Origin of the sequence: Nocardia harenae NBRC 108248 (assembly GCF_001612885.1) — a bacterium.
Classification (GTDB): domain Bacteria; phylum Actinomycetota; class Actinomycetes; order Mycobacteriales; family Mycobacteriaceae; genus Nocardia; species Nocardia harenae.
This window is the reverse complement of record NZ_BDBH01000004.1, coordinates 89,151-112,783: the sequence shown is the minus strand read 5'-3', so window position 1 is coordinate 112,783 and position 23,633 is coordinate 89,151. Positions and strand designations below refer to the sequence as shown.

Genomic DNA, 23,633 nt, shown 5'->3' with positions numbered 1-23,633 from the left:
TCCCCGGATCGCCGCGGCGCGGACCGTTCCCGGCGCCCCCGCCCGCCGGGGGCGCCACACGGGCACTCGGCTACCGGAGCCCGCGCGGCGCGGCTGCGTCGTATTCGGTGCTACTGCTCCCCGGCCGGGCGGTCCATGATCTCCGGCTGCCGCCTGCGCAGCGCGGCGAGCAGCCCCGGGGTGTACTCCGGCGGGGCCGCGTGCACGGAGAGCTGGTTGGCGACGGCGAGGTAGGCGTCCACGTCGGCGCGCTTGTCCAGGTAGAGCGCGCTGGTGAGTTGCTGCAGGTAGACGATGTCGGGCAGGTCGGGCTCGGCGAAGCGGAGCACGGTGAAGCTGCCGTCGGCCACCGCGGGGCCGCCCACGTGGTCGGCGATCACCTGCACCGTGACGTTCGGCCGCGCCGCCGCCTGCTCCAGGTGGTCCAGCTGGGCCTGCCAAATCATGGAGCCGCCGATCGGGCGGCGCAGCGCGGCCTCCTCGACCACCAGCCAGAGCTGCGGCGGGTCGGGACGGTCGAGGATCTCCTGGCGGCGCATGCGCAGCGCGACCCGGCGCTCGATCACGTCCTCGGTCTCCCCCGGGTGCGCGAGCGCGATGAGGGCGCGGGCGTACTCGGGGGTCTGCAGCAGGTCGGGCACCACGCGCGGCTCGAAGCCGCGGATCAGCCGCGCCGCGTTCTCCAGCCCGAGGTAGGTGTCGAACCACTTGGGCAGCCAGTCGTTGTCCCGGTGCCACCAGCCGGAGGCATTGGCCTGCCTGGCCAGCTCCAGGTACTCCGCGCACTCCTCGGGATCGGTGACGCCGTAGAGCGCGAGCAGGTCGTTCAGGTCGCGCTCGCGGAAACCGGTGCGGCCCAGCTCCAGCCTGCTGATCTTGGAGTGCGAGCCGCGGATCGCCTCGCCCGCGCCCTCCCTGGTGATGCCGCAGGCCTCACGCAGCCTGCGCAGCCGGGCGCCGAGCACCATCCGCAGCGCGGTCGGCCCGCCCTCACCCCCGCGGGCCGGAACCGAATCGGGCGATTCGTCTGAAGATTGCACTTCTGAGTACCGCGTTTCGCTGTTCCGCACGGGGGAGAGTCGTCCTTGCGAGGCTCGCATGGACCGATACTGCCATGGGGATACGACATGAATCCACGATCACCGACGCCGGTTCACATCGGCGCACTCATCTGTGCTTACATCTGCACGAACAGCGAATTCCGCACCGGCGCAGGGCAATCGCTGAGCATAGCGGAACACGCTCCGGCCTCGCCGTTGTGATCGACCGGCACCGCGACCGGGCTCCGCGACCCGGCATCGCCCCCCGCCCTGCCCTGACGGCTCAGCGCAGCAGCACCTCCGCGCTCGCCTTGCCGAAGAGTTTGCTGCCGCCGCAGGTGGCGCCGATGCTCAGGGTGGCCGAGCGGCGCACCGGATCCAGCGCCCTGACTCGTCCGGTGAACCGCACCGATGCCGCACGGGCGGCGGCCACCGGCGCGAAACCGCTGAACCGGACGCCGTATTCGACGACCGCGGCCGGGTCGCCGAGCCAGGCGCTGAGGTAGCCGGCGCCGAGCCCCATGGTGAGCAGTCCGTGCGCGACCACGTCCGGCAGCCCGATGGCCGCCGCGATCTCGTCGCTGAAGTGGATCGGGTTGGTGTCGCCGGAGACCCCGGCGTAGTTCACCAGGTCGCCGCGGGAGAGCGGGAAGGAGCGGGCGGGCAGCTCGTCGCCGACCCGCAACTCCTCGAAGGCGAGCCGGGTGCGCGGGATGCGCACCGCCGACTCGTGCACCCCCGGCGCGGCGTCCGGCTCGCCGGTGACCGGGACGAGGCCCGGCTCGGCCGGGCCCGCCGCCGCGCCGGTGCGGGCGCTCAGCGAGCTGCCGGTCATGATCACCCCGTCCACCGCGTCGGCGAAGCCGGTGACCCGGGCCGGGCCGGTCTGCGCGACCACCGTGGTGTGCGCGGTCTGCAGCACCTGCCCCTCGGCATCGGTCAGCACATTCCGGCTGACCAGGAAGTCCTTGTCGCCGAACTGCCGGAACGACTCGAACCAGGCGTCGCAGCCGAGCACATCGCCCGCGACCAGCGGCCGGTGCATCCGGATGCGCTGCTCGGTCTGCAGCATCTGGCTGATGTCGTAACCGGTGAGCACCGACTCGAAGAGCGCGCGCTGCATGAGCATCCACACGATGGACGGGAAGGTCAGCGGGGCGATGACGCCCTTGTACCCGAGCTCGGCGGCGGCGTCCTCGCGCCAGTGCGCGGGGTGGTGGTCCTGCACCGCCCTGGCGAACTCGCGGATCTTCTCCCGCCCGACCTCGAAGTGGTCAGCGAGCCGGAAGTGCGACCCGACCAGGGCCTTCGCCTGGTCGGAGGCGACGGTGGTGCTGTCGTTCATCTGGTTCTCTCCGCGAACTCCGCCCGCCGGGTGCGACCGGAGCGGCTCACGGTACCGCCCCCCGCGCCGCGGACCGCGCCGCCGCCGCCGATTCTGTGCCGGGCAACAATGCGGACGCACGGCGTGCGCCGAAGGCTCACATCAGCACTCCGAGATCGCCGGAACCCCGCCGAGTCGCTGGTCCAGCCAACCCACCGCTTCCGGGTAGCCGGTCGCCGCGCCGATGATGTGCTCGCCGAGCACTCCGCGGTAGACGGCGTTCGCGCCGAGCGCGCACTGCTCCCGGTACAGGTTGCGCGCGCCCTCGGCCGGGATCCAGAACTCCTGGTCGCCGTTGTAGATGTAGAGCGGCACCGGGGTGCGGATGCCGGGCATCCTGGTCACCTCGTAGATCTCGGCGGCGAGCTCGGAGCCGAGCGGGTTCGCCATGTCGGCGGCCACGTCGATCGGCAGCTGCAGCAGCCCAGGCAGCGCGAAGACCCCGATGCACTCGTCCTTGATCGGCGAGAGCGCGACCCAGCGGCCCAGGTGGTTGATCCGGTCCAGGATCTCCGGCCGCTCCCGGCCGATGGCCAGGATGGCGCCCATGAACACCCCGGACGCCAGGTTCGCGTTCATGCTGCGGGCCAGGATCTCGAAGTCGGCGGGCACCCCGCCGAGCGCGGCGCCGACCACCGCGTCGGCGAGCTCGGGGGCGTAGCCGGGCAGCATCTTCACCGCGCCGTGGGTGGCGATCGCCCCGCCGGAGTACCCGGTCATGGCGAAGCGGCTCTCGGCGAACTCCTCGTGGTTCCAGCCGCGCGCCGCGCGGATGGCATCGAGCACGGCGTGCCCGGCGACCACCGGCTCGGCGTAGGCCATCCACGGCCCCTCGTGGTCCGGGATGAGCACCGCGTAGCCGCGGGCGGCGGCCAGCGCGGTGGTCGGCGGGACGAAGTCGGTGACATTGGTATCGAAGGAGAGGCCGTGCGCCATGGTGTAGCCGGGAGTGCAGCGCTTGCCGAGCGCGTCGATCGGCAGGTTGTTCACCAGCACCGGCCGCGGGCCGTCGCCGGTCCACGGCGCGGCGGGCACCACCAGCGTCGCGGTGGCGAAGGAGGGCGCGCCGTGCGCGTCGGTGGTGCGGAACTTGAGCAGCGTGGCCTGCCGGATCGGCACCAGCATCAGCGGCGCCGCCGAGGCGGTGACGTCGCGGATCTCCAGCACCTCGCCGGGCAGCCGGTCGGCGAGGTCGAGCGGCCAGCCGTCGAAGAGCGGGTCACCGGTGGCGGCGGGCAGCACCGCCTGCCGGAACGCCGCGAGATCCGGTGCCAGCTCGGGCACTTCGCCCCCGGCGGCAGGCACCGGGAGCATCGGCACCGGCGGGGCGGGCACCAGCGCGTCCACCAGCTCGTGCAGCGGCGGCACCGGGATGCCCGCCGCCGGGGCGGGCGCCGGCAGCACCGGCAGCGGAATCGGCGGCAGCCCGGGCAGATTCAGCATGGGCGGAGCCGGCGGCGGCTCGGCAGGCTCCGCGAACGCGGCCGGCGCCGCGATGATCGGAAGGCAGAGCAACAGCGTGACGACAGTGGCACGAGTTCGCATGGCACACATCCCCGGGTGCGGTGGCGTTGCCACGGCATCGGAGAAGTGCGGACTCCGGCCCCCGAAATCCCCCCTCCGGCACCGAGGCCAGGGAGATCAGTGTGGGGGACGAAGGTTGCTCGCAGGTGCGTGTATTCGTTCCGTTGGGGGTGCGTCGCCGATTCGCAATCGGAAACCGGGCGCCGAGACAATCTCGCGACCCGTTTGTCACGCCTCAGCAGTTGCTCGGCGCCGGATCTCCCCGGAAGCGGCCCTCCAGCCAGGTGAGGGCGCCGGGCACGCCGAGCACCGCGGCGGTGAGGTGATCGGGCACCGGGGTGAGCTCGGCCTGCAGCGGGGTGCCCGCCGCGCACCAGCGCCGATCGGTCTGCACGATGGCGTCGATCGGGATGAGCCCGTCGATCGGCGAATGCCATTCGTAGATCGGCATGTCCGGGACGCCGTCGTAGAGCTCGAGGCTGTTCTCCTCCACCACCGCGCGGGCGGTGGGGCTGCCGATCATGGAGGTGGTGCGGGCGAAGTCCATGACGCCGCGGCCCGCGCCCGCGGCGATGATGCCGTTGGTGCAGCTGTTGGCCATGACCGCGCGCGCCGCCAGGCCGCGGTCGTTGAGCTGCTCGCTGAGCGGGAATCGGTCCGGGTACTCGCGCTCCAGCCCGAGCCCCGCGGCCAGCGCCAGCCCGAAGACCGGGTGCGCGGCGAAGCCGAGCCGCTCCATCATCGACACCAGGTTCATCGGCACCCCGCCGAGCGCGGCGCCCGCGATCTCCAGCTCCGGCGCGTAGCGCGGGGCGAGCGCCGCCGCCCACGCGGTGGCCATGCCGCCGCCGGAGTACCCGGCCATCGTCACCGGCGAGCCGCCGACACCGAGCTCGCCGACCTGCCTGACCGCGCGGATGCCGTCCAGGGTGATCATGCCGCCGAGCTTGGCGGCGCCGTAGGCGAAGTTGGGGCCCAGGTGATCGGGAAGCGCGACGCTCCAGCCCCTGGCCAGCGCGAGGTTCAGCGCGGGCGCCTCCTTCACGGTGAGATCGGGGTCCGAGGTGTAGAGCACCCGGGAGACCGAGCACTCGGCACCGAGGCCGTTGATGATGTGCTGGTAGGAGAGCAGCGGCCCGTCCGGCCGGTGCCCGCGCGGGGTGAGCACGGTGGTGGTCGCCGCGATGGGCGCGCCCTCCGAGCTGGTGGAGCGGAAGCGCACCACCGTCACCGCGGTCGCCGGGAAGGCGGGCAGGGCGGGCATCGGCCGCACCGCGATCACGTCGCCCGGCGCCAGCTCGGCGATGTCGGCGGGGGCGGAGTAGAAGGGGTCGGGGTCGGGATCGGGGTAGAGCGGGGCGGCGGTGCCCGGCGGCGCCGCGGGCGCCAGCCCGATGGCGAGGGCGGCGAGCACCACCAACCGTCTTCGCGATCCCCGCAGAACGACCCGCGTACGACCCATGGCTCCGCCCTTCTTTGGCTACGAGCTACCGACCATCACTGTTCGCAAAGACCCCGGTCCGACGAGCGCGATGACAACATACCGACACGTCACAACCACCGGGCGGTTTCGCTGTGAACCGGACGTGGGTCCCCGCTGGTCCCCCTCGTGAGAACGCCACACCGGCCCCGGAGGGGGCTGTGAGTTGTCCAAGCCCCGCGACGGAACATGTTCCCGGCCATGGTGCTGGATTTACCGTCGAGGGGCGGCGTCGCATTCCGGCGCCGGAAAGGAGACGGCGTCATGGACAGCACGGTCACCAGCACGGCCCGCTACCCACTCGTCGGCACCGAGGAGGTTCCCACCCGCCGGATCACCGTCTACTTCGACGGCCCGAGCCCGGACGATCTGCTGGTCCTGGAGTACGCGGCCACGCACACCGAGGCATGGGAGTTCACCTCCGCCGCGGTGCAGGCCGGGCTCACCGTGACCGTGGACGGCAAGGTGCGCCCCGAGCTGGGCAGGCTGCCCTGCCGCTCGCTCTGGCACTGACCCGCACCCGCTAGGCTCGCCGGGTGCCGAACGGGGAGGACCGGAGCGTGTCGAGGCGGGTAAGCGGAGTATTCGCGGCGGTCTCGGCCGCCGTCGCGCTCACGGCGGGGTGCGGTGCGGACGAACCGGCCGCCGCCGTTCCGACCACAACGACGGCGCCGGCCCCGACGGCAACGCCGAGTACCAGCAGCACGCTGCCCCGTCCCGCCCCCGAGCTGACCGCGGCCGGGCTGCCCACCGTCGACCCCTACGCCGGCCTGCCGCTCATCGACCGCACCGAGTGGACCGCGGGCCAGGACGGCGCCCGGCTGCTGGTCTTCCCCACCGAGGCCGGGCGCCGCACCCCCTTCCCCGGCGCCGAGAACCGCGCCTGGCTGGAGATTCTCACCGGCGCACCGGACGCCGACACCCCCGGCATGTACGACCAGTTCCGCTGCCACTGGGTATGGGCGCGGCTGGCCGCTCCCACCAAGCCGAGCTGGAATCTGGAACCCTGGCGTCCGGCCGTCGGCTACGACGCGGTGGTGCAGGCGGCCTGTAATCCCGGCGGCCCGGAGCGCTGATCTCCGGCGCCGGGCGAAGCGAACCGGAAGGAGATCACCATGCGTGTCGTCCTGGTGGGTGGACACGGCAAGATCGCCCTGCTGCTGGCGGGGCTGCTCAGCGAGCGCGGCGACGAGCCGGTGGCGCTGATCCGCAATCCGGCGCACGAGGCCGAGGTGGCCGCCACCGGCGCCCGGCCGGTGCTGCTCGATGTGGAGAACACCGGCCCCGATGAACTCGCCGCCGCGCTGGCGGGCGCCGACGCCGTGGTCTTCGCGGCGGGCGCGGGGCCGGGCAGCGGCGCCGCGCGCAAGTACACCGTGGACCGGGACGGCTCGGTGATGGCCGCCACCGCCGCCGAGGCCGTCGGCGTGCGCCGCTTTCTGCAGATCTCGGCCATGGGCGCCGGCGAGCCCGCGCCCGCGGGCACCGACGAGGTGTGGCGCGCCTACCTGGACGCCAAGACCCAGGCCGAGCAGGATCTGCGCGACCGCGACCTGGACTGGACCGTGCTGCGGCCGGGCCGGCTCACCGACGACCCGGCCACCGGCTCGGTCACGATCGGGCAACGGGTCGGCCGCTCCGACATTCCGCGCGCCGATGTCGCGGCGGTGCTGCTGGCGCTGCTGGACGCCCCGGAAACGGCCGGAGCAACCCTGGAAGTGGTCGCCGGGGAAACTCCGATCGCGGCGGCGCTCGCCGCGCTCCGGTAACTCCGAAATAGCCGTCGGTGCGCGCCCGGCTTTCTCCCGGCAAATAAAGCGGAAAGGCCTGCCGCCATTCCCGGCAATTGGCCCGGGCGCGCACCCGGCACGGCGGGGAGGAATACCGGATACCGAGCGCCACAGGCAACTGGTCACCCGTCCGAATAACTCGATTCCCGAATGAGCTTCACAGGCAAACCGGGCCGGACCGGCGAATACGCAGAGTCCGCCGGTTCTCAACCGGAATATTTACGGCCACAGCTGCCTCCGGCGCGGGATTCGCAGATCTGAAAGACTCGTGGTGCAGCCCCCGGATGCCCACCGAAAACTGGCGCTCCAACCACCCTTTACCACGCGTAATTACTGGTCCGTAACGTTTTGGCCGGTGTTTCCGACAGTCAGGCGGATGTACAGATGTGCTTGCATTTGAAAGGCGGGCAGCCCTAAACTCGGTCGCGCAACGCACGACAGGGGACACAGGGAGGCCACGGCAGGGAGTGGCCGGCGATTTGTTGCCGGGTGTTCACTGCCGTCGGAGGTAAGGGGTTAATCGAATGAATCCACCACTACACGGCGATCGCGACGGCGCCGCCGGGATCGCACTGGCCGACGGGCCGGCGAACGGTTTGATCATGAGCACTTTCTCGGCCCGGTACGGGCAACAGGCAGCGATGATCGGCACGCGGGAGTCCGCGACGGCCTTCGTCATCCATGCGGTCGAATCGACGGGGGCGGCCACCCGCGCCGACTTCGACATCGACCGCATCGTCAGCACGGCGCACGCGCTCTCCGACGACTGGGATGTCGAGGCACTGCAGCCGGACACCTTCTGGCGGATCGCCGCCACCTGCCTGACGCCGTGATCCGCACCGCCCGCGCGGCTCGCTGAGCCCGGCGCGGGCGGGCGCCGCATCCGCGCGCGACGGCGCCGATCCGCCGCCGCGCCGGTGCCGTCGCGCCCGGCACCCGCCCGGCCACCGTCACGAACGGTCCGGCGGGTGGCGGGCCACAACCGAACAGGACTTCGGCGTACCGCGCGCGTCCCCACCGGCGCGCGCGAGCACGGGGCCGAGAACACCAGCGCCGCACCGGTATTCACCGGTGCGGCGCTGGTCTGGGGATGGTTCCTACCGCGGGTCGACCTTCTCGGCGTACTCCGCGAAGAGCTTCAGCGACGCCTCCGGCGTCGCGGCCTGCACGCTCAGCCGGTCCATGACCGAGAGGTAGAGCGCCAGATCCTGCCTGCGGTCGAGGTAGAGCGCGCTGGTCAGGTGCTCGAGGTAGACGACGTCGGGCAGCTCCTGCTCGGCGAAGCGCAGGATGCTGAACGAGCTGCCCGCCGCGGCGTGCTCGCCGGCGGTGTAGGGCAGTACCTGCAGCGTGACATTGGGCAGCGCGGCGAGCTCGATCAGGTGCTCCATCTGCGCGCGGTGCACGGCCGGGCCACCGACCGGGCGGTGCAGCGCCGCCTCGTCCACGACCGCCCAGACCACCGGCGGGTCGGTGCGGGTGAGGATCTCCTGCCTGCGCATCCGCATGTCGACGCGACGTTCGGTATTGGCGTCCTCGTAGCCGAGCGAGACCACGGCCCTGGTGTAGTCCGGGGTCTGCAGCAGCCCGGGAATGAGGTGCGCCTCGTAGGTGCGGATCTTGCTCGCCGCCTGCTCCAGCCCCAGGTAGGTGCCGAACCACGAGGGCAGCAGATCGTTGTAGTGGTGCCACCAGCCCGGCTCGTTCGCCTGCCGGGCGAGCTCGAGGAATTCGTCGCGCTGCGCTCGATCGGTGACGCCGTAGAGCGTCAGCAGATCGCGGATGTCGCGCTCCTTGAAGCCGGTGCGGCCGAGCTCGAGCCTGCTGATCTTCGCGTGCGAACCGCGGATGTGATCCCCCGCCTGCTCACGCGTGATGTTCTTGTGTTCCCGGAGCTTCCGGAGCTGGCCGCCGAGCGCGATGCGCAGCACGGTGGGCCCGCGATCGGGGGCGGGGGTGCCGCGGCCGCCCGATGCGGGGACCGCGGAGCCGTCGAGGCTGCCGGAGCCGGTTGTGCCGTCGGTTTCGTCGAAGCCGTCGGGTTCAGCGATCATGGAGGTTCTTCTCCGATACTCGGGGATAGCCCACAGTGTGCCACCACCGCTCCGAGTTTCCGCTGTTTTCTCGTTTGCACGAACAGCTTTACTCGCCGAACACCCTTCGAGCCGTGGGGCACACCGCACCGATCGCCAATACTACCGCTCAGGCGGTGAGATAGTCGAACTCTCCCGCTTTCGCGCCGCGCACGAAGGCGTCGATCTCCGGGCGGGTGTAGTAGATCACCGCGCCGTCCGGCTCCCGCGAATTGCGCACCGCCACCAGGCCGTTGCTGGTCTCCGCGACTTCCACGCAGTTCCCGCTCGGATTGCTGAAGGTGCTCTTCTTCCACGCGTCGTCGGCCGGCCGCTCCGTTGCACGCACCGATGTTGCAGACATTCTCGGTCTCCTGTTTTCCTACGACAGATCGCCAGAATTTGCAGATGCACACGCAAACGTTCTTGCATCTGTACCCACAGTCCGGACTGTAGCACGGGCGCCGGGGTCAGGGGCGGTCTCGGGGAACGTCGTTGACCTGGCGTTTACCCCCACGTCGCCACTGCCAGGCCGGATCTCGCGATCAAGTGCCCTTACCGGCCCGGCTTCCCAGCGCCACCCACAGGGAGTGCCCTGCCTGTCGCGCGCCAACCCAAAGACGCCGCGCCGCAACCGATCCGCGATCGTGGCGGATCCGGCAACTCTGGCACGGCGCCGCCCGGCACGGCACCGGTATCCTCGACCCCACCCGGCCCGGCGCGCGCGGCCCTTCTCCCGGACCGGCGGCGAGGCCGGAAGGGCGTGAGGCACAACGGTGATCGGCACCAGCAAGATCGGTGAGCCCGACCGTCGCGGACGTCGATCGTTCGTACAGATGTACTTGCATTTGTAAGCGATGAATGTAAAACTCGACCTCGAAAGTCGGGGAGGCACGCGGTATCTCCATCTCGGCCCGGCGGGCCGTTCCCGCTGGTGTCGACGCCTCCCGCAGCCAGACGTGAGGGGCGGTCCAGATGAGCCAGCCATTCCGAACCTCCCACCGGACAGGGATCGCCGGGGCCACCGCGATCAGCGCGCAGATTCCGCGCCCGGTGCCGGATTCGACTGTGCCGGATTGCAATTCGGAGCCGCGCGGGCTCACCTACCGTCAGGCGAGGGAGATGCTGCGGGCGCACGACGCGCACGGCCCCAGCTGCAGGCAGTGGCTCGCGGCGGCGGCGTATCTCTCAGCCGGCCTGGACGACGAATAACCGCTTCGATATTCGGCACGAGTGCCGGTTTTCTCGAATTCCGATGTTCACCCGGCTAGAACAATTCCAGGCGGTCGGTTTTTATTCTTGGAAGAACGGACCCGGCGATTTCGGCAATTCATCGAAAACCTTCCGTTCGGTATGTCGATTCCCGTTTGCCGGAAACCCGCGGAGCCGCAGGCCGGAGCCATGACCACCACCGACTAGGGTGAGGCCGTGCAGACCGACAGACCAGCCGACGACACGGGAGCCCGGATCTGGGGTGGGACCACGCTCACCGAGCGCCGGGAGGCCCGCCGCGCCGGTCTGCTGGACGCGGCGCTCGACCTGATCGGCGAATCCGGCGCCGCCGGGGTCACCATGCGGGCCGTCTGCCGCCGGGCCGGGCTCACCGACCGCTACTTCTACGAGAGCTTCGCCGGCCGCGACGAGCTGCTCGACGTGCTGTACCGCCAGGTCGCCGAGGAATTCCTGGAGCCGATGACGGCCTTCGCCGTCGCCGACGACCCGTCGAGGGACCGGGCGCTCTCCGAGCTGCTGGTGGACAAGGTGCTCGACGACCCGCGCAAGTCCCGGCTCTTCCTGGTCGAGCCGTACTCCAGCACCGGGCTCGGGCAGACCACCATCGCGGTCATGCCCGCCTTCACCCGGCTGCTGCAGGACCACCTCTTCGCGCACATCGCGGATCCGGTACGACGCAGGCTCGCCGCGGTCGCCATGGCCAGCGGCAATGCCGGGGTCTTCGCGGCCTGGCTGAACGGGTCGCTGCGGGCCACCCGGGACCAGATGACCGACCACCTGGTGGCGACCATCACCGCCTACCGCGCGCTGTATCGGCCCTGATCCGCGGCGGCGCCCGACAGAAGGCGGCTTTCCCCCGGCCCGCTCCCGCCCCCCGAGCTACAGTGGCCGCACGGCGACGGCGAGGAGCGAGTTGGTGGCCATCGGGAAATTGGTGTCGTTCGACGCCGCACGTGGATTCGGGTTCATCCGCCCCGAGGACGGCGGCCCCGACGTCTTCGTCCACGTGAACGACATCGGCCTGGACGAGGACGAGCTGCGCCAGGGCAGGGTCTTCGAATTCGACATGACCGAGGGTGACCGCGGGCCGAAGGCGATCAACCTCACCGCCGCCGGGCCCACCCCCGCGCCGCGGCAGCACCGGCGCGATCGCGCCGCCGGGCCGCTCGGGGCCGAGGAGCACAAACGTCTCGTGACGGAACTGCTGCTCGAGGCGAGTCCGGCGCTCACCGCCGGTGAGATCCTCACGATCCGCGACCGGCTCACCGAGTTCGCCGAGCAACACGGGTGGATCGAGGGTGGTGTTTGATTACCCGGCTGCGCCGGGCGGGTTACCTCCGGGGGCTCTGAAGACTCGCCCCCCTTGTGGTCGGGTTACGTCCTGAGGCTCGTGCAACGATGAGTTTCGGGTTGTCGGGGCGTCTGTCTTTCGACCGAGGAGGTTGCGTGGATCTGCCTGTGATGCCACCGGTACGGCCGATGCTGGCGAAGACCGCTCCCGCCGTGCCGCGGGAAGCGGGGCTCGCGTTCGAGCCCAAGTGGGACGGGTTCCGCTGCGTGGTGTTCCGCGACGGGGACGAGGTCGAGCTGGGGTCGCGCAACGACCGCCCGCTCACCCGCTACTTCCCCGAGGTCGCCGAGTTGCTGGCCGAGGCGCTGCCACCGCGCTGCGTGGTGGACGGCGAGATCGTGGTGGTCACCGACGACGGCCTCGACTTCGACACCCTGCAGAACCGCCTGCACCCCGCCGCCTCCCGGGTCGCCAAGCTGGCGAAGGAGACCCCGGCCAGCTTCGTCGCCTTCGACCTGCTCGCGCTCGGCGACGAGGACCTCACCGAGCAGCCCTTCGCCGAGCGCCGCCGCAGGCTGGAGGGCATCCTCGACACCACCCTGGCCCGGGTACACCTGACCCCGATCACCCGCGATCCCGAGGTCGCCGAGGACTGGTTCACCCGGTTCGAGGGCGCCGGCTTCGACGGCGTCATGGTGAAGCGCGACGACGAGCCGTACCAGCAGGACAAGCGGGTGATGCTCAAGGTCAAGCACGAGCGCACCGCGGACTGCGCGGTCGCCGGGTTCCGCTGGCACAAGGACGGCGAGGGCGTGGGCTCGCTGCTGCTCGGGCTCTTCGACGACGAGGGCAGGCTGCATCACGTCGGCGTGGCCAGCAGCTTCACCGCGGCCCGGCGCCGCGAACTCGTCGACGAGCTGGCCCCGCTGCGGGAGAACGCGCTGGCCGAGCATCCGTGGAAGGAGTGGGCCGACGCCGCCGCGCAGGCCGCCGCCGAGGGCAAGATGCCGGGCGGGGTGAGCCGCTGGACCGGCGGCAAGGACCTCTCCTGGGAGGCGCTGCGCGTCGAGCTGGTCGCCGAGGTGCGCTACGAGCACGTGCAGTCCGGGCGGCTCCGGCACGGCGGCAGGCTGGTCCGCTTCCGCACCGACCGCACCCCGGAATCCTGCACCTACGCCCAGCTCGACGAGGTGGCCCCGGCCGAGCTGCACGCCCTCTTCCGCGAGGAGACCCGGTGAGCACCAAGGGCATCGAGATCGAGGCAGGCGACCGCACGGTCACCATCAGCAACCCGGACAAGGTCTACTTCACCAAGCGCGGCGAGACCAAGCTCGACCTGGTGCGTTACTACGAGGCCGTCGCCGAGCCGCTGCTGCGCGCCATCGGCGACCGCCCGCTCATGCTGGAGCGCTACCCCGACGGCGCCTCCGGCAAGTCCTGGTTCCAGAAGCGGGTGCCTGCCAACGCCCCGCACTGGCTGCACACCGTCGAGGTCGCCACCCCCAACGGCACCACCGGCGACGCCCTGGTCGCGCACGACCTCGCGCACGTGCTCTGGGCGGTGAACCTGGGCTGCCTCGGCTTCCACGTCTGGCCGCACCGCGTGCCGGAGATGGCGATCGCCGACGAACTCCGAATCGACCTCGACCCCTCCCCCGGCATCGGCTTCGCCGAGCTGCGCGCCGCCGCCCTCCGCGTCCGCGAGCTCTGCGCCGAACTCGGCATGCGCACCTGGGTCAAGACCTCCGGCTCCCGCGGCCTGCACCTCTACATCGACCTGGAACCGCGCTGGGACGCCTACCAGGTGCGCGCCGCCGCCGTCGCGCTCGCCCGCGAACTCGAGCGCAGGTACCCGGAGACCATCACCGCCGCCTGGTGGAAGGAGGAGCGCGGCAGCCGCGTCTTCGTCGACTACAACCAGAACGCCCCGCACAAGACGGTTTTCGGCGCGTGGTGCGTGCGCCCGAAGGTCGGCGCGCAGGTCTCGACGCCGCTCACCTGGGAGGCGCTGGCGACCGTGGTCCCCGAGGAGCTCACCATCGCCACCGTCCCCGCTCTGCTCCGCGAGCACGGCGATCCCTGGGCCGGCCGCACCCCGCAGTCCATCGCCACCCTGCTGGAGTGGTCCGAGCGCGACCTGGCCGACGGCCTGATGGACGCGCCCTGGCCACCCAACTATCCCAAGATGCCGAACGAACCGCCGCGGGTACAGCCGAGCAAGGCGCGCAAGGAAGGCTGACCGGCGGGCGTCCCGCGGCGATAGGGTGCAGTCGGACCGGAGGTGCTCCGGCGATCGACGAAGGGACGCAGACGATGCCGGAGACCACCGAGGTGCTCCTCGACGACTTCGAGAACACCGCGCGCTGGACGCCGGCCGGCGCGGGCGCGGCCCGCACCCACCTCACCACCTTCGCCGAGGGCGCCCCGGACAAGCAACCGGTCGGCTACGCGGACGGCAGGCGCGGAGCCGACCGGCGGGCCCTGGTACTGCTGGTGCGGGACGCCGAGAACGACCTGGATATCGAGCTGGAAGCGCGGCCGGACCCGGCGTTCGCGCCGAGCGGCGAGGTGTCGGCGGTCGGGGTGTACGTACGCTCGCCGCACGCCGAGATCCGGGTCTCGGCCGATCTGGTCACCGCGGACGGCGCGCGCTGCGAAGTGCCGCTGGGCCGGGTGCCCGCTGCCGGGGACTGGTGCCGGATCGGCCACGAGCCGGTGCAACCGCTGGTGGGCGCCGAGGTCAGGGCGCTGCGGGTGCGGCTGGTCGAGGTGGTGCCGCGCGCGGGCGAGGTGATGATCCTGCTGGACGATCTGACCGCCCGCACCACCCGCTGACTACTCGGTGGTCCAGAGCCCCCACACCGTACCGCGCGAGCCGTTCTCGCAGATCAGGGCGCGATTGTCGCCGGTGCGGGCGGATTTTCCCTTGCTCGGGTCGCAGCTGCCGCCCGGCTGCTGCACGGTGGTGTTGATGGTGAAGGGGCCGATCCAGGTCTGCCCGGCGGAGCTGCCGAGGCAGAGCATGGTGTCGCCGTCGGCGGTGGTGCCGATGGCGCCGACCGGCACCTCGGTGCAGGAGGCACCCTCGCGCGCGACGGTCGCGACCGGCTCCGGCGCGCCGGGCCCCGCGTCGCCGGTGGTGGGGACCGCGACCGTGGCGGGCAGCGTCGGAGCCGGCGCCTGCGGCAGGCTCACCGCGGAAGTCTGACTGGTGTCGCGGACGGTGTTCTGCGCCCGGTCGAGCACGTCCTCCCAGGCCGAGCCGCCGAGCACGAAGAGCCCGGCCAGCACCGCGGCCTCGGCGCTGCCGAGCAGCAGCGCGAAGACCGCCATGGTTTTGCCGCGCGGGTGCGCGAAGGCGATCAACCCGAAGACCAGGGCGATGGGGAAGAGCAGCAGCAGCGCGCCGACCAGCGCGATCACGGCGTACGGGTTGACCAGCGGACCGCGGTCCCCCTCGTCGTCGTCCTCGACCCGGGGCCACTGGCCGGAGGGGCGTTCGTCGCGCTCCTCCTCGCTCCAGCGGTCGCCGTAGCGGTACTCCGCGCGGCGGTCCTCGACCCAACGATCGGTCCGTGCCATCTGGTCCCTCTCACCTCGTCTCGCGGCGAAATGCCCCGATAACGCCCCGATAACGGAGAAGAATAGGGGCAACTGCCCGGGAGCCAGGAAGGAAACCGGCAAGCGGTCGGGAACGGTCGCTACTTCCGCGGCCGATCGATCTCCGGCATCGTCGTCGTCACCAGGGTGAGCAGCACGTCTGTCAACAGAATGTGGACTTGGTCACGTTCCAGCGACCCCCGCATTATCCACTCCCGCCCGGCGACTTTCACCAGCCCGCCGAAGGCCCTGACCACCGCGCGCAACTCCTCGCCGTGCGGTGATTCGCCGAGCCCGACCATGGAGAGCAGCCGGTCCGCGGCGGCGTCGTCGGCTTGGTCGAGGAGCTGCTGCACCTCGGGGTCCTCGCCGACGCCCTCGTGGCTGGTGACCTTGACCCAGGTGCTGCCGTGCTCGGCGATGGTGTCGAGCAGCCAGGTGACGCTGGCCCCGACCCGCTCCCGCGGCGAGCCGACCGGCACCACCATGTCGTCCTGGTGCGGCAGGGTCACCATCCGGCGCACGACCGCCAGGTAGAGGTCGCGCTTGCTGCCGAAGTAGTGGTTGATCAGGCCGCGCGCGACCCCGGCGCGCTGCGCCAGCTCGGCGGTGGAGACGGCCGCGTACGGTCGCTCCCCGAACATGTCGATCGCGCACGCCAGGATCTGCGCGCGCCGCTCGTCCGGCTCCAGCCGACGGCGGCGCGGCGCCTCCTCCGGGCCGGCCTCAGAGCGAGCGGGCAACGAGATCCTTCATCACCTCGTTGCTGCCCGCGAGAATGCGCAGCACGCGGGCGCCGGTGTAGAGCTGGGAAATCGGATACTCCGTCATGTAGCCGTAGCCGCCGAACAATTGCAGGCAGCGATCGACAACGATACCGAGCTGATCGGTGAGCCAGTACTTCGACATGGCAGCGGTCGGGATATCCAGCTCGCCGTTCAGGTGCTTGGCGATGCAATCGTCCAGGAAGATGCGGCTCACCCTGGCCAGCGTCGCGCACTCGGCGAGTTCGAATTTGGTGTTCTGCAGCGCGAAGAGCGGCTTGCCGAACGCCTCGCGCCCCTTGGTGTACTCGACGGTGAGCTGCACCGCCTGCTCCATCATGGCGACCGCGATGATCGCCGTGACCAGCCGCTCCTGGGCCAGCAGCTGCATCATCTGATAGAAACCCTGGCCCTCGGCCTCGCCGAGCAGGTTCGCGGCGGGCACCCGCAGGCCGTCGAAGAAGAGCTCGGCGGTGTCCTGCGACTTGCCGCCCATCTTGTCCAGGATGCGGCCGCGCTCGAAGCCCGGGGTGTCGTCGCTCACCTCGGCGAAGATCAGCGAGACACCCGCCGCGCCCTTGGTCGGGTCGGTCTTGGCGGCGATGATGATGCCATCGCAGAGCCAGCCGTTGGTGATGAAGATCTTCGAGCCGGTGATCACGTACTCGTCGCCCTCGCGGACCGCGCGGGTCTTGATGTTCTGCAGGTCGGAGCCGGTGCCCGGCTCGGTCATGCCGATCGAAAGCACCATCTCGCCGCTGGCCGCCTTGGGCAGCACCCGCCGCTTGAGCTCCTCGGAGCCGAAGTGGTGCAGGTAGGGCGCGATGATCGAGGTGTGCACCGGCATCCCGAGCGAGCCGTCGCCCGCCCGCGTCTGCTCCTCGATGATGGCGGCCTCGTGCGCGAAGGTGCCACCGCCGCCCCCGTACTCCGTCGGGATGCCGGTGCAGAGCAGCCCGAGCTCGCCCGCACGGTTGTACAGCGCGCGGTCCGGGTGGCCCTGCTGCACGAACTTCTCCGCGTGCGGCACGACCTCCTTCTCGAAGAACGTCCGGGCCAGCTCCCGGACCGCCTCGACCTCGTCGTCACTCCACACGGCGCGTGCCATCTCTGCTCCTCGTTCGGGTTCGCTCCAGATTCAAGCACTATTGGCGCGCTGTCAACAAGCGGTGCGGGGTGGGGTGGGCTACTGCGCGGCGTTTGGGAGAATGGGCAGGTCGTTGTCCCACTCTCGAAAGATGCCGCACGCCGCGATGGCCGAAACCACGATCGATCCCACCGACCTCGCGACCTGTCTTCGCGTCCTGGAGCAGGCCGGGCGGCTGGACAGGAACCACCCCGATTCGCTCGTCGTGCAGCGGGCGGTGGGGCACATGTTCAAGAAGCTGAAGCAGGCGCGGCGGGACGCTGTCCGCGAGGCTGTCGCGTCGGCGGACAAGGCGGTTGTCGCCGCTACCGCGACCGGGTCGCCCAATCGGATCGACGACGAGACGGCAGGCATCCGGCTGACGTCCACTGCCGCCGGGGCCAGTGCGGGCACGCTGTTGCGGCCGCGGCCGTGCTACATCTGCAAGCAGCGGTACACGCGGGTGGATGCGTTCTACCACCAGCTCTGTCCGGAGTGCGCTGCTCGAAGTCACGCCAAGCGGGACGCCGGTACCGATCTGAGCGGGCGGCGGGCCTTGCTCACCGGTGGGCGGGCCAAGATCGGGATGTATATCGCGTTGCGGTTGCTCCGGGACGGTGCGCATACCACCATCACCACGCGGTTTCCGAATGATGCGGTGCGGCGGTTCAGCGCTATGGAGGACAGTGCGGACTGGCTGCACCGATTGCGGATCGTCGGGATCGATCTGCGGGATCCGGGTCAGGTCATCGCGCTCGCCGATGATGTGGCCGCGCAGGGGCCGCTGGATATTCTGATCAACAATGCGGCGCAGACCGTGCGGCGTTCGACCGGAGCCTACAGCGCGCTGGTCGAGGCGGAATCGGCGCCGCTGCCGTCCGGGCCGCGCCCGGACGTGATGACGCTGAGCTCCGGGGTGCAGCAGCACCCGACGGCGCTCACCGCCGCGCTCGCGCCCGAGTTGACCGCCGCCGACGTCGCCGAGCTGGCGTTGGTGGCGGGGTCGGCTACCCCCGAGCGGATCGCTCGCGGTGTTGCCATCGATGCCGGTGGGCTGGTTCCGGATGTCACGCATACCAATAGCTGGGTGCAGACCGTTGCCGAGGTGGAGACGACCGAGCTGCTGGAGGTTCAGCTCTGCAACTCGGTCGCGCCGTTCATTCTGGTGTCGCGGTTGCGTCCGGCCATGGCGGCTGCGGCCGCGCGGCGTAAGTACGTGGTGAATGTCTCGGCCATGGAGGGGCAGTTCGGGCGGGGGTACAAGGGACCGGGGCATCCGCACACGAATATGGCCAAGGCGGCGCTGAATATGCTGACGCGCACCAGCGCCCGGGAGATGTTCGAGACGGACCGGATTTTGATGACCGCGGTTGATACCGGGTGGATTACCGATGAGCGGCCGCATCACACGAAGATCCGGCTTGCGGAGGAGGGGTTTCACGCGCCGCTCGATCTCGTGGACGGGGCGGCTCGGGTTTACGATCCGATCGTTCGCGGGGAGTCGGGGGAGGATCTCTTCGGCTGCTTTCTCAAGGACTACGAGCCGTCCCCCTGGTAGAGGTGCCGACGGCACGTCACGGATGGTCGCGAGGCTGGTGACCGACGAAGCCGGACCGAATCACCACCGGTCGGCTTCTGGCGAGCCGGCTCCGCCCGCGTCAGTCCAGTCGGGGAAGATCCTTCACCGGGTCTCTGAAATCAGGGATAGTCCGGGTGATTCGCGCCGGACGAACAGGGAGCCGGACAAGTGCGACGAGTTGGCGTGGTTCGCGCTCGACGCGCTGCCGGAGCGGATGATCCCGTACTGCCGGGAAGCACTGCGGCACATCGCTGCCGAGCGCCGCTTCTCGATCTACGGCTGGTAGCAGCCCCTGTCACCGGCGGAGGCCGCCGAATACGGCGGCTTCCGCGAGAATCTCGCTCAGATGATCTTCCACTCGGTGCGGGAGTCGACCGGACGGCACCGATCGAACACGGTAGAAATGCTCATGGCGGACGCGAATACCGCGCGTAACCTGGGTTCATGCTGTACCGCCTGCTCGCCGACGGCACGATGGCCGTGCATTACGCCTTCGTGGGGTACGTCGTCGTCGGCGGGTTCCTCGCCTGGCGCCGACCGCGCACGATCTGGGCGCACACTGCGGCGGTCGCCTGGGGGTTCGGCGGGATTCTGATCGGCTACGACTGCCCCCTGACAGCGCTGGAGAGCTGGGCCAGGGAGCGTGGCGGGCAACAACCGCTGCCGGACAGCGGATTCATCGCGCACTATCTGACGGGGGTGCTCTATCCGGCGAGCGCGCTGACGCTGGTGCAGGTCGGGGTGGCAGCGCTGGTCCTGAGTTCGTGGGCCGGGGTCGCGGTGCTGCGCCGCCGGGCCGAGCCGGCTACCGCGTGATGTGGTCCACAGCACCGGACCGGCCGGGCCGGGCCGGAAACAGCCGTCGATAGGCTCCGGGCATGACCACGCGCCCGGGGCGAAACCGTTGACCCTGCTCACCATCGGGCTGGTCGTGGTCGCCGGGTTCTTCGCGGGGCTGATCGGCTACGTCACCGGCATCGCCTCGCTGATCTCCTACCCGGCGCTGCTCGCGGCGGGGCTCCCGCCGGTCGCGGCCAATGTCACCAATACCGTCGCCATGGTGGCGGTGGGGGTCGGCTCGACGGCCAACTCGGGCTCGGCGCTGCAGGAGGACCGGCGCACGTTGATCCGGTACGGGCTCTGCGCGGCACTCGGCGGGGCGATCGGCGCCGGGCTGCTGCTCGGCACCCCGGCCACCGCCTTCGAGATCGCCGTACCGTTCCTGATCGCGGCGGCCTCGCTGAGCCTGCTGCTGCAACCCACGCTGCGCGAGCTGGCAGGACACCGGACGTTCCCGCGCGCCTACCCGATCGGAATCGTGCTGATCTCGGTCTACGGCGGCTACTTCGGCGCGGGAGCAGGGGTGATGGTCCTGGCGCTGGTGCTGGTCGCCTCCGCCTCGGACATCTGGCGTGCGAGCATCATGAAGAGCTACCTGCTCGGGATCGCGAATCTGATGGCGGCACTGGGTTTCGCGCTGTTCGGCCCGGTGCACTGGGTGGCGGCACCGGCCATGGCGCTGGGGGCGTTCGCGGGCGGCTGGTGCGGCCCGGCGGTGGTGAAGGTGCTGCCCGCGCGACCGCTGCGCTGGGTGATCGCGCTGTGCGGATTCGGCCTGGCGATCTGGCTGATCCCGCGGTGACGATCAGCGCAGCCGGGCGGAGATCGCGGCCGCCACCTCGGCCACGGCGGCGTCCAGGTAGAAGTGCCCGCCGGGGAAGACGATCCGCTCGAACGGGCCCGATGTGTGCTCGCGCCAGGCGTCGGCCTGCTCCGGGGTGGTGGTCGGGTCGGCGTCGGAGACCAGGGCGACGATCGGGCAGCGCAGCGGCTCGCCCGGCTGGTACCGGTAGGTCTCGACGGCCCGGTAGTCGGCGCGCACGGCGGGCAGTACCAGCTCGGCCAGGCCGGGGTCGTCGCGCAGCACCGCGACCGAGGCGGGGTCGTCGGCGAGCCGCTCCAGGTCGGCGAGCAGCGCTGCGTCCGGGGCCTCGTGCAGCGCACCGGGTTCCACGTAGCGCGGGTCGGGCCTGCCGGAGACGATCAGGACCGTCGGCCCGCGTCCGGCGGCGCTCAGCCTGCGCGCCGTTTCGAAGGCGACGGTGGCACCCATGCTGTGCCCGAACAGCGCGACGCCCGGCTCGATCGGCAGCCGGATCAGATCCTCGGCAACCGCATCCGCCATGGCGGCTATGCTCTGCACCCGCGGCTCGCCGAAGCGGTCCTGCCTGCCGGGGTACTGCACCGCGGCCACCGTGGTGCCGGGGGCGAGCTCGTTCGCCAGCTCGCGATACGCGGAGGCCGAGCCGCCGCCCGGTGGGAAGCACACCAGGCTGCGAGTCGCCGCGGGCTCGGCGCGCAGGATCCGCAGCCATGCGGTCGCCTCGAGGGTCACCGGCCGACGATACCGGACCGCCGGGTTTCCGGCCCGCGCACCGGCCGGCTCCTGTACACCTGTGCGGAGCACTGTCCACACAGAACGGGGAACGAGATGACCCAGCGGGTGAGCATCGTGATCGGCGGCGCGTCCGGCATCGGGCTGGCCACCGCTCGCAGGCTGCATGCCGACGGCGAAACCGTGGTGATCGCCGATCGCAACGAGGCGGACGCGCGCAAGTACGCGGCCGAGCTCGGCGCCGAGGCGCTGCCGGTCGAGGTGACCGACGAGGCGAGCGTGCAGGCACTGATCACGACCGTTGCCGAGAAGCACGGCGGCATCGACACCGTGGTGGACTGCGCAGGCATCTCCCGCCCCGGCGCGCTCACCGACCTGACCGCCGAGGACTGGCGCGCCACCGTCGACGTCTGCCTCACCGGCGCCTTCCTGGTGGTCAAGCACGCGGCGCCGGCGCTGCGCGAGGGCGGATCGATCGTGCTCATCGCCTCGCTGAACGCCACTCAGCCGGGCGCCGCCATGGGCGCGTACTGCGCGGCCAAGGCCGGCGTCGCCATGCTCACCGAGGTGGCGGCGCTGGAGCTCGGGCCGCGCGGCATCCGGGTGAACGCCATCTCCCCCGGTTTCGTGCCGACCGCGCTCACCAGGGGCGCGGCACTGGTGCCCGGTCTGGTCGAGGATTTCGTGGCGAACACTCCACTCGGCCGGGCCGGAACCACCGAGGACATCGCGGCGGCGGTCGCCTTCGTGGCGTCGCCCGCGGCGGGCTGGATGACCGGCTCGAACATCGCGCTCGACGGCGGCGCGCACACTCAGCGCTACCCCGACCTGCTCGGGCACATCAGGGCGCTCGCCGAGAGCTGAACCGGGCGGGCATGAACCTTTCCCGCCCACCCCGGTTCGCGGCCGAGACACGGCCCACTCCACCGCGACACGGCGTCGCTCACTGTGGAACGATGTCCCCTCGTGAGTCACGAGCACGTCGCAGAGGGGGGTTCCGTGCCGGTGAACACCCACGATCCGCTGGTCCATGCCTACGAGACCGGGATCGGGATCACACCCTCCGGCGCCGCCGCCGTCGTCGAGGCGGGTAACCACCTCGCCGCCACGCTGCCGGTCTGGACGCTGGCGGCCGGCTCGCTGACCGCCGTCACCGCCGCCGCCAACCGCCTGCGCGCGGTGCGCGGGCTGCCCGTCGCGCCGATCGAGCTCGACCCGGCGCGGGTGAGCACCGCCTTCGCCTCCGACCACGTGCTGCGGCTCGACGGCGAGCCGGTGAGCGCCTTCGGTGATCTCTCCGGCTTCTTCCCGACCTTCGACGGCTGGATCCGAACGCACGCGAACTACCCGCACCACCGGGCCGCGCTGCTCTCCGCGCTCGGGCTGCCCGCCGACGCGAGCACCGACCTCGCCGTCACCCACCTGGCCATGAACCGGGCGGGCGACCTGGAGGACCGCGCCGCCGAGCACGGCGCCATCGTGGTTCGGGTGCGCACCGAGGAGGAGTGGGCGCAGAGCGAGCAGGGGCGCGCCGCCGCCGCGGGGCCGCTGGTCGCCATGGACCGGCGCGCCGATATCGGCGGCGACCGGGTGAAGCTCGGCACCGATCCGGCGCGCCCGCTGCACGGACTCCGGGTGCTGGATCTGACCCGGGTGATCGCCGGGCCGGTCGCGACCAGGGCGCTGGCCCTGCTCGGCGCCGACGTGCTCCGGATCGACCCGCCCGAGCTGCCCGAGATCCCGCTCCAGTTCGCCGACACCTGCCAGGGCAAACGCTCCGCGCTGCTGGACCTCGGCACCGATCTCGACCGCTTCCACGAGCTGCTCGCCGAGGCCGATGTGCTGGTCACCGGGTACCGGCCGGGCGCACTGGAGTTCGCCGGGGTCGACCCGTCGGTGCGGCCAGGGCTGATTCATGCCAGGGTGAGCGCGTGGGGTGAGAAGGGCCCGTGGGGGCAGCGCCGCGGCTTCGACTCCATCGTGCAGGCCGCTGCCGGGATCGCGGTGCTGGAGGGCGCCGAGGTGGCGCCGGGCATGCTGCCCGCGCAGGCGCTCGACCACGCCACCGGCTACCTGCTGGCCGCCGGCGTGCTGGACGCGCTGGCGCTGCGCACCGTCGACGGCTCCGGCCGGGACGTGCGCGCCGCGCTGGCCCGCACCGCCTCCTGGCTGCTCGCCGCGCCGGACCGCACGCCGCGGCACCCGGCCGCCACCCCCGCCGCGCCGGAACTCACCATCACCGGCGGCGGGGCGACCACCGCGCGGCCCGCCTTCGCCGAGTACCCCGAGTATCCGTGGCCCGCGCCGAAGTACGGGTCGTCGCCGCTGGAGTGGGCGGCCGCGCTGCGCTGAGCC

The 23,633-nt window shown here is 71.2% G+C and carries 24 protein-coding genes; 14 read left to right on the top strand and 10 right to left on the bottom strand.

What is annotated here, in order from left to right:
- Positions 1 to 110 precede the first annotated feature (110 nt).
- From NH2_RS06590 to NH2_RS06575, 4 genes are all read right to left on the bottom strand, one after another.
- Positions 111 to 1,040: a Sco1979 family transcriptional regulator gene (locus tag NH2_RS06590; protein ID WP_501193504.1), complete on the bottom strand. Its 930-nt coding sequence runs from the start codon at positions 1,038 to 1,040 to the stop codon at positions 111 to 113.
- Between the two features lie 283 nt (positions 1,041 to 1,323).
- Entirely contained in the window at positions 1,324 to 2,385 is a 1,062-nt protein-coding gene (locus NH2_RS06585; protein ID WP_067649853.1) for a fused (3R)-hydroxyacyl-ACP dehydratase subunits HadA/HadB, read from the bottom strand.
- Between the two features lie 141 nt (positions 2,386 to 2,526).
- Positions 2,527 to 3,969 carry a lipase family protein gene (locus tag NH2_RS06580; protein WP_067649850.1) on the bottom strand — a complete coding sequence of 481 codons (1,443 nt, stop codon included), beginning with the start codon at positions 3,967 to 3,969 and terminating at the stop codon, positions 2,527 to 2,529.
- Positions 3,970 to 4,183: 214 nt separating this feature from the next.
- A complete protein-coding gene (locus tag NH2_RS06575) occupies positions 4,184 to 5,410 on the bottom strand; it encodes a lipase family protein (protein ID WP_067649847.1) in 1,227 nt (408 codons plus the stop codon).
- A 282-nt stretch (positions 5,411 to 5,692) separates the two neighbouring features.
- Between NH2_RS06575 and NH2_RS06570 the strand changes: the two genes are divergently transcribed.
- The 4 genes from NH2_RS06570 to NH2_RS06555 all read left to right on the top strand — a co-directional run bounded on the left by NH2_RS06570 (position 5,693) and on the right by NH2_RS06555 (position 8,051).
- Complete coding sequence (locus NH2_RS06570) at positions 5,693 to 5,941, top strand: hypothetical protein (RefSeq protein ID WP_067649844.1); 249 nt, start codon at positions 5,693 to 5,695, stop codon at positions 5,939 to 5,941.
- A gap of 47 nt (positions 5,942 to 5,988) precedes the next feature.
- Positions 5,989 to 6,504 (top strand): DUF2599 domain-containing protein, encoded by a 516-nt coding sequence (locus NH2_RS06565; RefSeq protein ID WP_067649841.1) that lies wholly within the window; start codon positions 5,989 to 5,991, stop codon positions 6,502 to 6,504.
- Positions 6,505 to 6,543: 39 nt separating this feature from the next.
- Positions 6,544 to 7,197 carry an NAD(P)H-binding protein gene (locus tag NH2_RS06560; RefSeq protein WP_067649838.1) on the top strand — a complete coding sequence of 218 codons (654 nt, stop codon included), beginning with the start codon at positions 6,544 to 6,546 and terminating at the stop codon, positions 7,195 to 7,197.
- A 623-nt stretch (positions 7,198 to 7,820) separates the two neighbouring features.
- A complete protein-coding gene (locus tag NH2_RS06555) occupies positions 7,821 to 8,051 on the top strand; it encodes a hypothetical protein (RefSeq protein ID WP_084505413.1) in 231 nt (76 codons plus the stop codon).
- A gap of 264 nt (positions 8,052 to 8,315) precedes the next feature.
- Here NH2_RS06555 and NH2_RS06550 read toward each other — a convergent pair whose 3' ends face one another.
- Together NH2_RS06550 and NH2_RS06545 are read right to left on the bottom strand one after the other, a co-directional pair.
- Positions 8,316 to 9,272: a Sco1979 family transcriptional regulator gene (locus tag NH2_RS06550; protein WP_084505280.1), complete on the bottom strand. Its 957-nt coding sequence runs from the start codon at positions 9,270 to 9,272 to the stop codon at positions 8,316 to 8,318.
- Positions 9,273 to 9,420: 148 nt separating this feature from the next.
- Positions 9,421 to 9,654 carry a DUF397 domain-containing protein gene (locus tag NH2_RS06545; RefSeq protein ID WP_067649835.1) on the bottom strand — a complete coding sequence of 78 codons (234 nt, stop codon included), beginning with the start codon at positions 9,652 to 9,654 and terminating at the stop codon, positions 9,421 to 9,423.
- A 1,064-nt stretch (positions 9,655 to 10,718) separates the two neighbouring features.
- Here NH2_RS06545 and NH2_RS06535 point away from each other — a divergent pair.
- The 5 genes from NH2_RS06535 to NH2_RS06515 all read left to right on the top strand — a co-directional run bounded on the left by NH2_RS06535 (position 10,719) and on the right by NH2_RS06515 (position 14,649).
- A complete protein-coding gene (locus NH2_RS06535; RefSeq protein ID WP_067649829.1) occupies positions 10,719 to 11,345 on the top strand; it encodes a TetR/AcrR family transcriptional regulator in 627 nt (208 codons plus the stop codon).
- 91 nt (positions 11,346 to 11,436) lie between these two features.
- Entirely contained in the window at positions 11,437 to 11,832 is a 396-nt protein-coding gene (locus tag NH2_RS06530; protein WP_067649826.1) for a cold-shock protein, read from the top strand.
- A 137-nt stretch (positions 11,833 to 11,969) separates the two neighbouring features.
- Positions 11,970 to 13,052, top strand: coding sequence for an ATP-dependent DNA ligase (locus NH2_RS06525; protein WP_218021667.1), 1,083 nt, complete (start codon positions 11,970 to 11,972; stop codon positions 13,050 to 13,052).
- Positions 13,049 to 14,053: a non-homologous end-joining DNA ligase gene (ligD, locus tag NH2_RS06520; protein ID WP_067649820.1), complete on the top strand. Its 1,005-nt coding sequence runs from the start codon at positions 13,049 to 13,051 to the stop codon at positions 14,051 to 14,053. Before NH2_RS06525 ends, ligD begins: the two co-directional genes overlap by 4 nt.
- 74 nt (positions 14,054 to 14,127) lie before the next feature.
- Positions 14,128 to 14,649 carry a hypothetical protein gene (locus NH2_RS06515; protein ID WP_067649817.1) on the top strand — a complete coding sequence of 174 codons (522 nt, stop codon included), beginning with the start codon at positions 14,128 to 14,130 and terminating at the stop codon, positions 14,647 to 14,649.
- Here NH2_RS06515 and NH2_RS06510 read toward each other — a convergent pair whose 3' ends face one another.
- The 3 genes from NH2_RS06510 to NH2_RS06500 form a co-directional block, all read right to left on the bottom strand.
- On the bottom strand, positions 14,650 to 15,396 hold the full coding sequence (locus tag NH2_RS06510; protein WP_067649814.1) for a hypothetical protein: 747 nt from the start codon (positions 15,394 to 15,396) through the stop codon (positions 14,650 to 14,652).
- 119 nt (positions 15,397 to 15,515) lie between these two features.
- Entirely contained in the window at positions 15,516 to 16,157 is a 642-nt protein-coding gene (locus NH2_RS06505; protein ID WP_067649811.1) for a TetR/AcrR family transcriptional regulator, read from the bottom strand.
- Positions 16,141 to 17,286 carry an acyl-CoA dehydrogenase family protein gene (locus NH2_RS06500; protein ID WP_067649808.1) on the bottom strand — a complete coding sequence of 382 codons (1,146 nt, stop codon included), beginning with the start codon at positions 17,284 to 17,286 and terminating at the stop codon, positions 16,141 to 16,143. The genes NH2_RS06505 and NH2_RS06500 overlap by 17 nt, the downstream gene beginning before the upstream one ends.
- Before the next feature lie 145 nt (positions 17,287 to 17,431).
- On the opposite strand from NH2_RS06500, the gene NH2_RS06495 reads away from it, so the two are divergent.
- The 3 genes from NH2_RS06495 (at position 17,432) to NH2_RS06480 (ending at position 20,525) form a co-directional block, all read left to right on the top strand.
- On the top strand, positions 17,432 to 18,862 hold the full coding sequence (locus NH2_RS06495; protein WP_067652393.1) for an SDR family NAD(P)-dependent oxidoreductase: 1,431 nt from the start codon (positions 17,432 to 17,434) through the stop codon (positions 18,860 to 18,862).
- A gap of 465 nt (positions 18,863 to 19,327) precedes the next feature.
- Entirely contained in the window at positions 19,328 to 19,699 is a 372-nt protein-coding gene (locus NH2_RS06485; protein WP_067649803.1) for a DUF2784 domain-containing protein, read from the top strand.
- A gap of 88 nt (positions 19,700 to 19,787) precedes the next feature.
- Complete coding sequence (locus NH2_RS06480) at positions 19,788 to 20,525, top strand: sulfite exporter TauE/SafE family protein (protein WP_067649800.1); 738 nt, start codon at positions 19,788 to 19,790, stop codon at positions 20,523 to 20,525.
- Positions 20,526 to 20,528: 3 nt separating this feature from the next.
- Here the strand turns inward: NH2_RS06480 and NH2_RS06475 are convergent, their stop codons facing one another.
- On the bottom strand, positions 20,529 to 21,278 hold the full coding sequence (locus NH2_RS06475) for a thioesterase II family protein (protein WP_067649797.1): 750 nt from the start codon (positions 21,276 to 21,278) through the stop codon (positions 20,529 to 20,531).
- 96 nt (positions 21,279 to 21,374) lie between these two features.
- On the opposite strand from NH2_RS06475, the gene NH2_RS06470 reads away from it, so the two are divergent.
- Positions 21,375 to 22,142 (top strand): SDR family NAD(P)-dependent oxidoreductase, encoded by a 768-nt coding sequence (locus NH2_RS06470; protein ID WP_067649794.1) that lies wholly within the window; start codon positions 21,375 to 21,377, stop codon positions 22,140 to 22,142.
- Positions 22,143 to 22,283: 141 nt separating this feature from the next.
- Positions 22,284 to 23,630, top strand: a complete 1,347-nt coding sequence (locus NH2_RS06465) for a CoA transferase (protein ID WP_084505411.1) — start codon at positions 22,284 to 22,286, stop codon at positions 23,628 to 23,630.
- Positions 23,631 to 23,633: the final 3 nt, after the last annotated feature.

What these genes read in the sequence shown, in the direction of transcription:
- NH2_RS06580 (WP_067649850.1), bottom strand. Translation starts at nt 3,969, where the DNA reads ATGCGAACTCGTGCCACTGTCGTCACGCTGTTGCTCTGCCTTCCGATC.
- NH2_RS06545 (WP_067649835.1), bottom strand. Translation starts at nt 9,654, where the DNA reads ATGTCTGCAACATCGGTGCGTGCAACGGAGCGGCCGGCCGACGACGCG.
- NH2_RS06495 (WP_067652393.1), top strand. Translation starts at nt 17,432, where the DNA reads ATGGCCGAAACCACGATCGATCCCACCGACCTCGCGACCTGTCTTCGC.
- NH2_RS06510 (WP_067649814.1), bottom strand. Translation starts at nt 15,396, where the DNA reads ATGGCACGGACCGATCGTTGGGTCGAGGACCGCCGCGCGGAGTACCGC.
- NH2_RS06550 (WP_084505280.1), bottom strand. Translation starts at nt 9,272, where the DNA reads ATGATCGCTGAACCCGACGGCTTCGACGAAACCGACGGCACAACCGGC.
- NH2_RS06575 (WP_067649847.1), bottom strand. Translation starts at nt 5,410, where the DNA reads ATGGGTCGTACGCGGGTCGTTCTGCGGGGATCGCGAAGACGGTTGGTG.
- NH2_RS06585 (WP_067649853.1), bottom strand. Translation starts at nt 2,385, where the DNA reads ATGAACGACAGCACCACCGTCGCCTCCGACCAGGCGAAGGCCCTGGTC.
- NH2_RS06570 (WP_067649844.1), top strand. Translation starts at nt 5,693, where the DNA reads ATGGACAGCACGGTCACCAGCACGGCCCGCTACCCACTCGTCGGCACC.
- NH2_RS06555 (WP_084505413.1), top strand. Translation starts at nt 7,821, where the DNA reads ATGAGCACTTTCTCGGCCCGGTACGGGCAACAGGCAGCGATGATCGGC.
- NH2_RS06560 (WP_067649838.1), top strand. Translation starts at nt 6,544, where the DNA reads ATGCGTGTCGTCCTGGTGGGTGGACACGGCAAGATCGCCCTGCTGCTG.
- NH2_RS06515 (WP_067649817.1), top strand. Translation starts at nt 14,128, where the DNA reads ATGCCGGAGACCACCGAGGTGCTCCTCGACGACTTCGAGAACACCGCG.
- NH2_RS06470 (WP_067649794.1), top strand. Translation starts at nt 21,375, where the DNA reads ATGACCCAGCGGGTGAGCATCGTGATCGGCGGCGCGTCCGGCATCGGG.
- NH2_RS06485 (WP_067649803.1), top strand. Translation starts at nt 19,328, where the DNA reads ATGCTGTACCGCCTGCTCGCCGACGGCACGATGGCCGTGCATTACGCC.
- NH2_RS06500 (WP_067649808.1), bottom strand. Translation starts at nt 17,286, where the DNA reads ATGGCACGCGCCGTGTGGAGTGACGACGAGGTCGAGGCGGTCCGGGAG.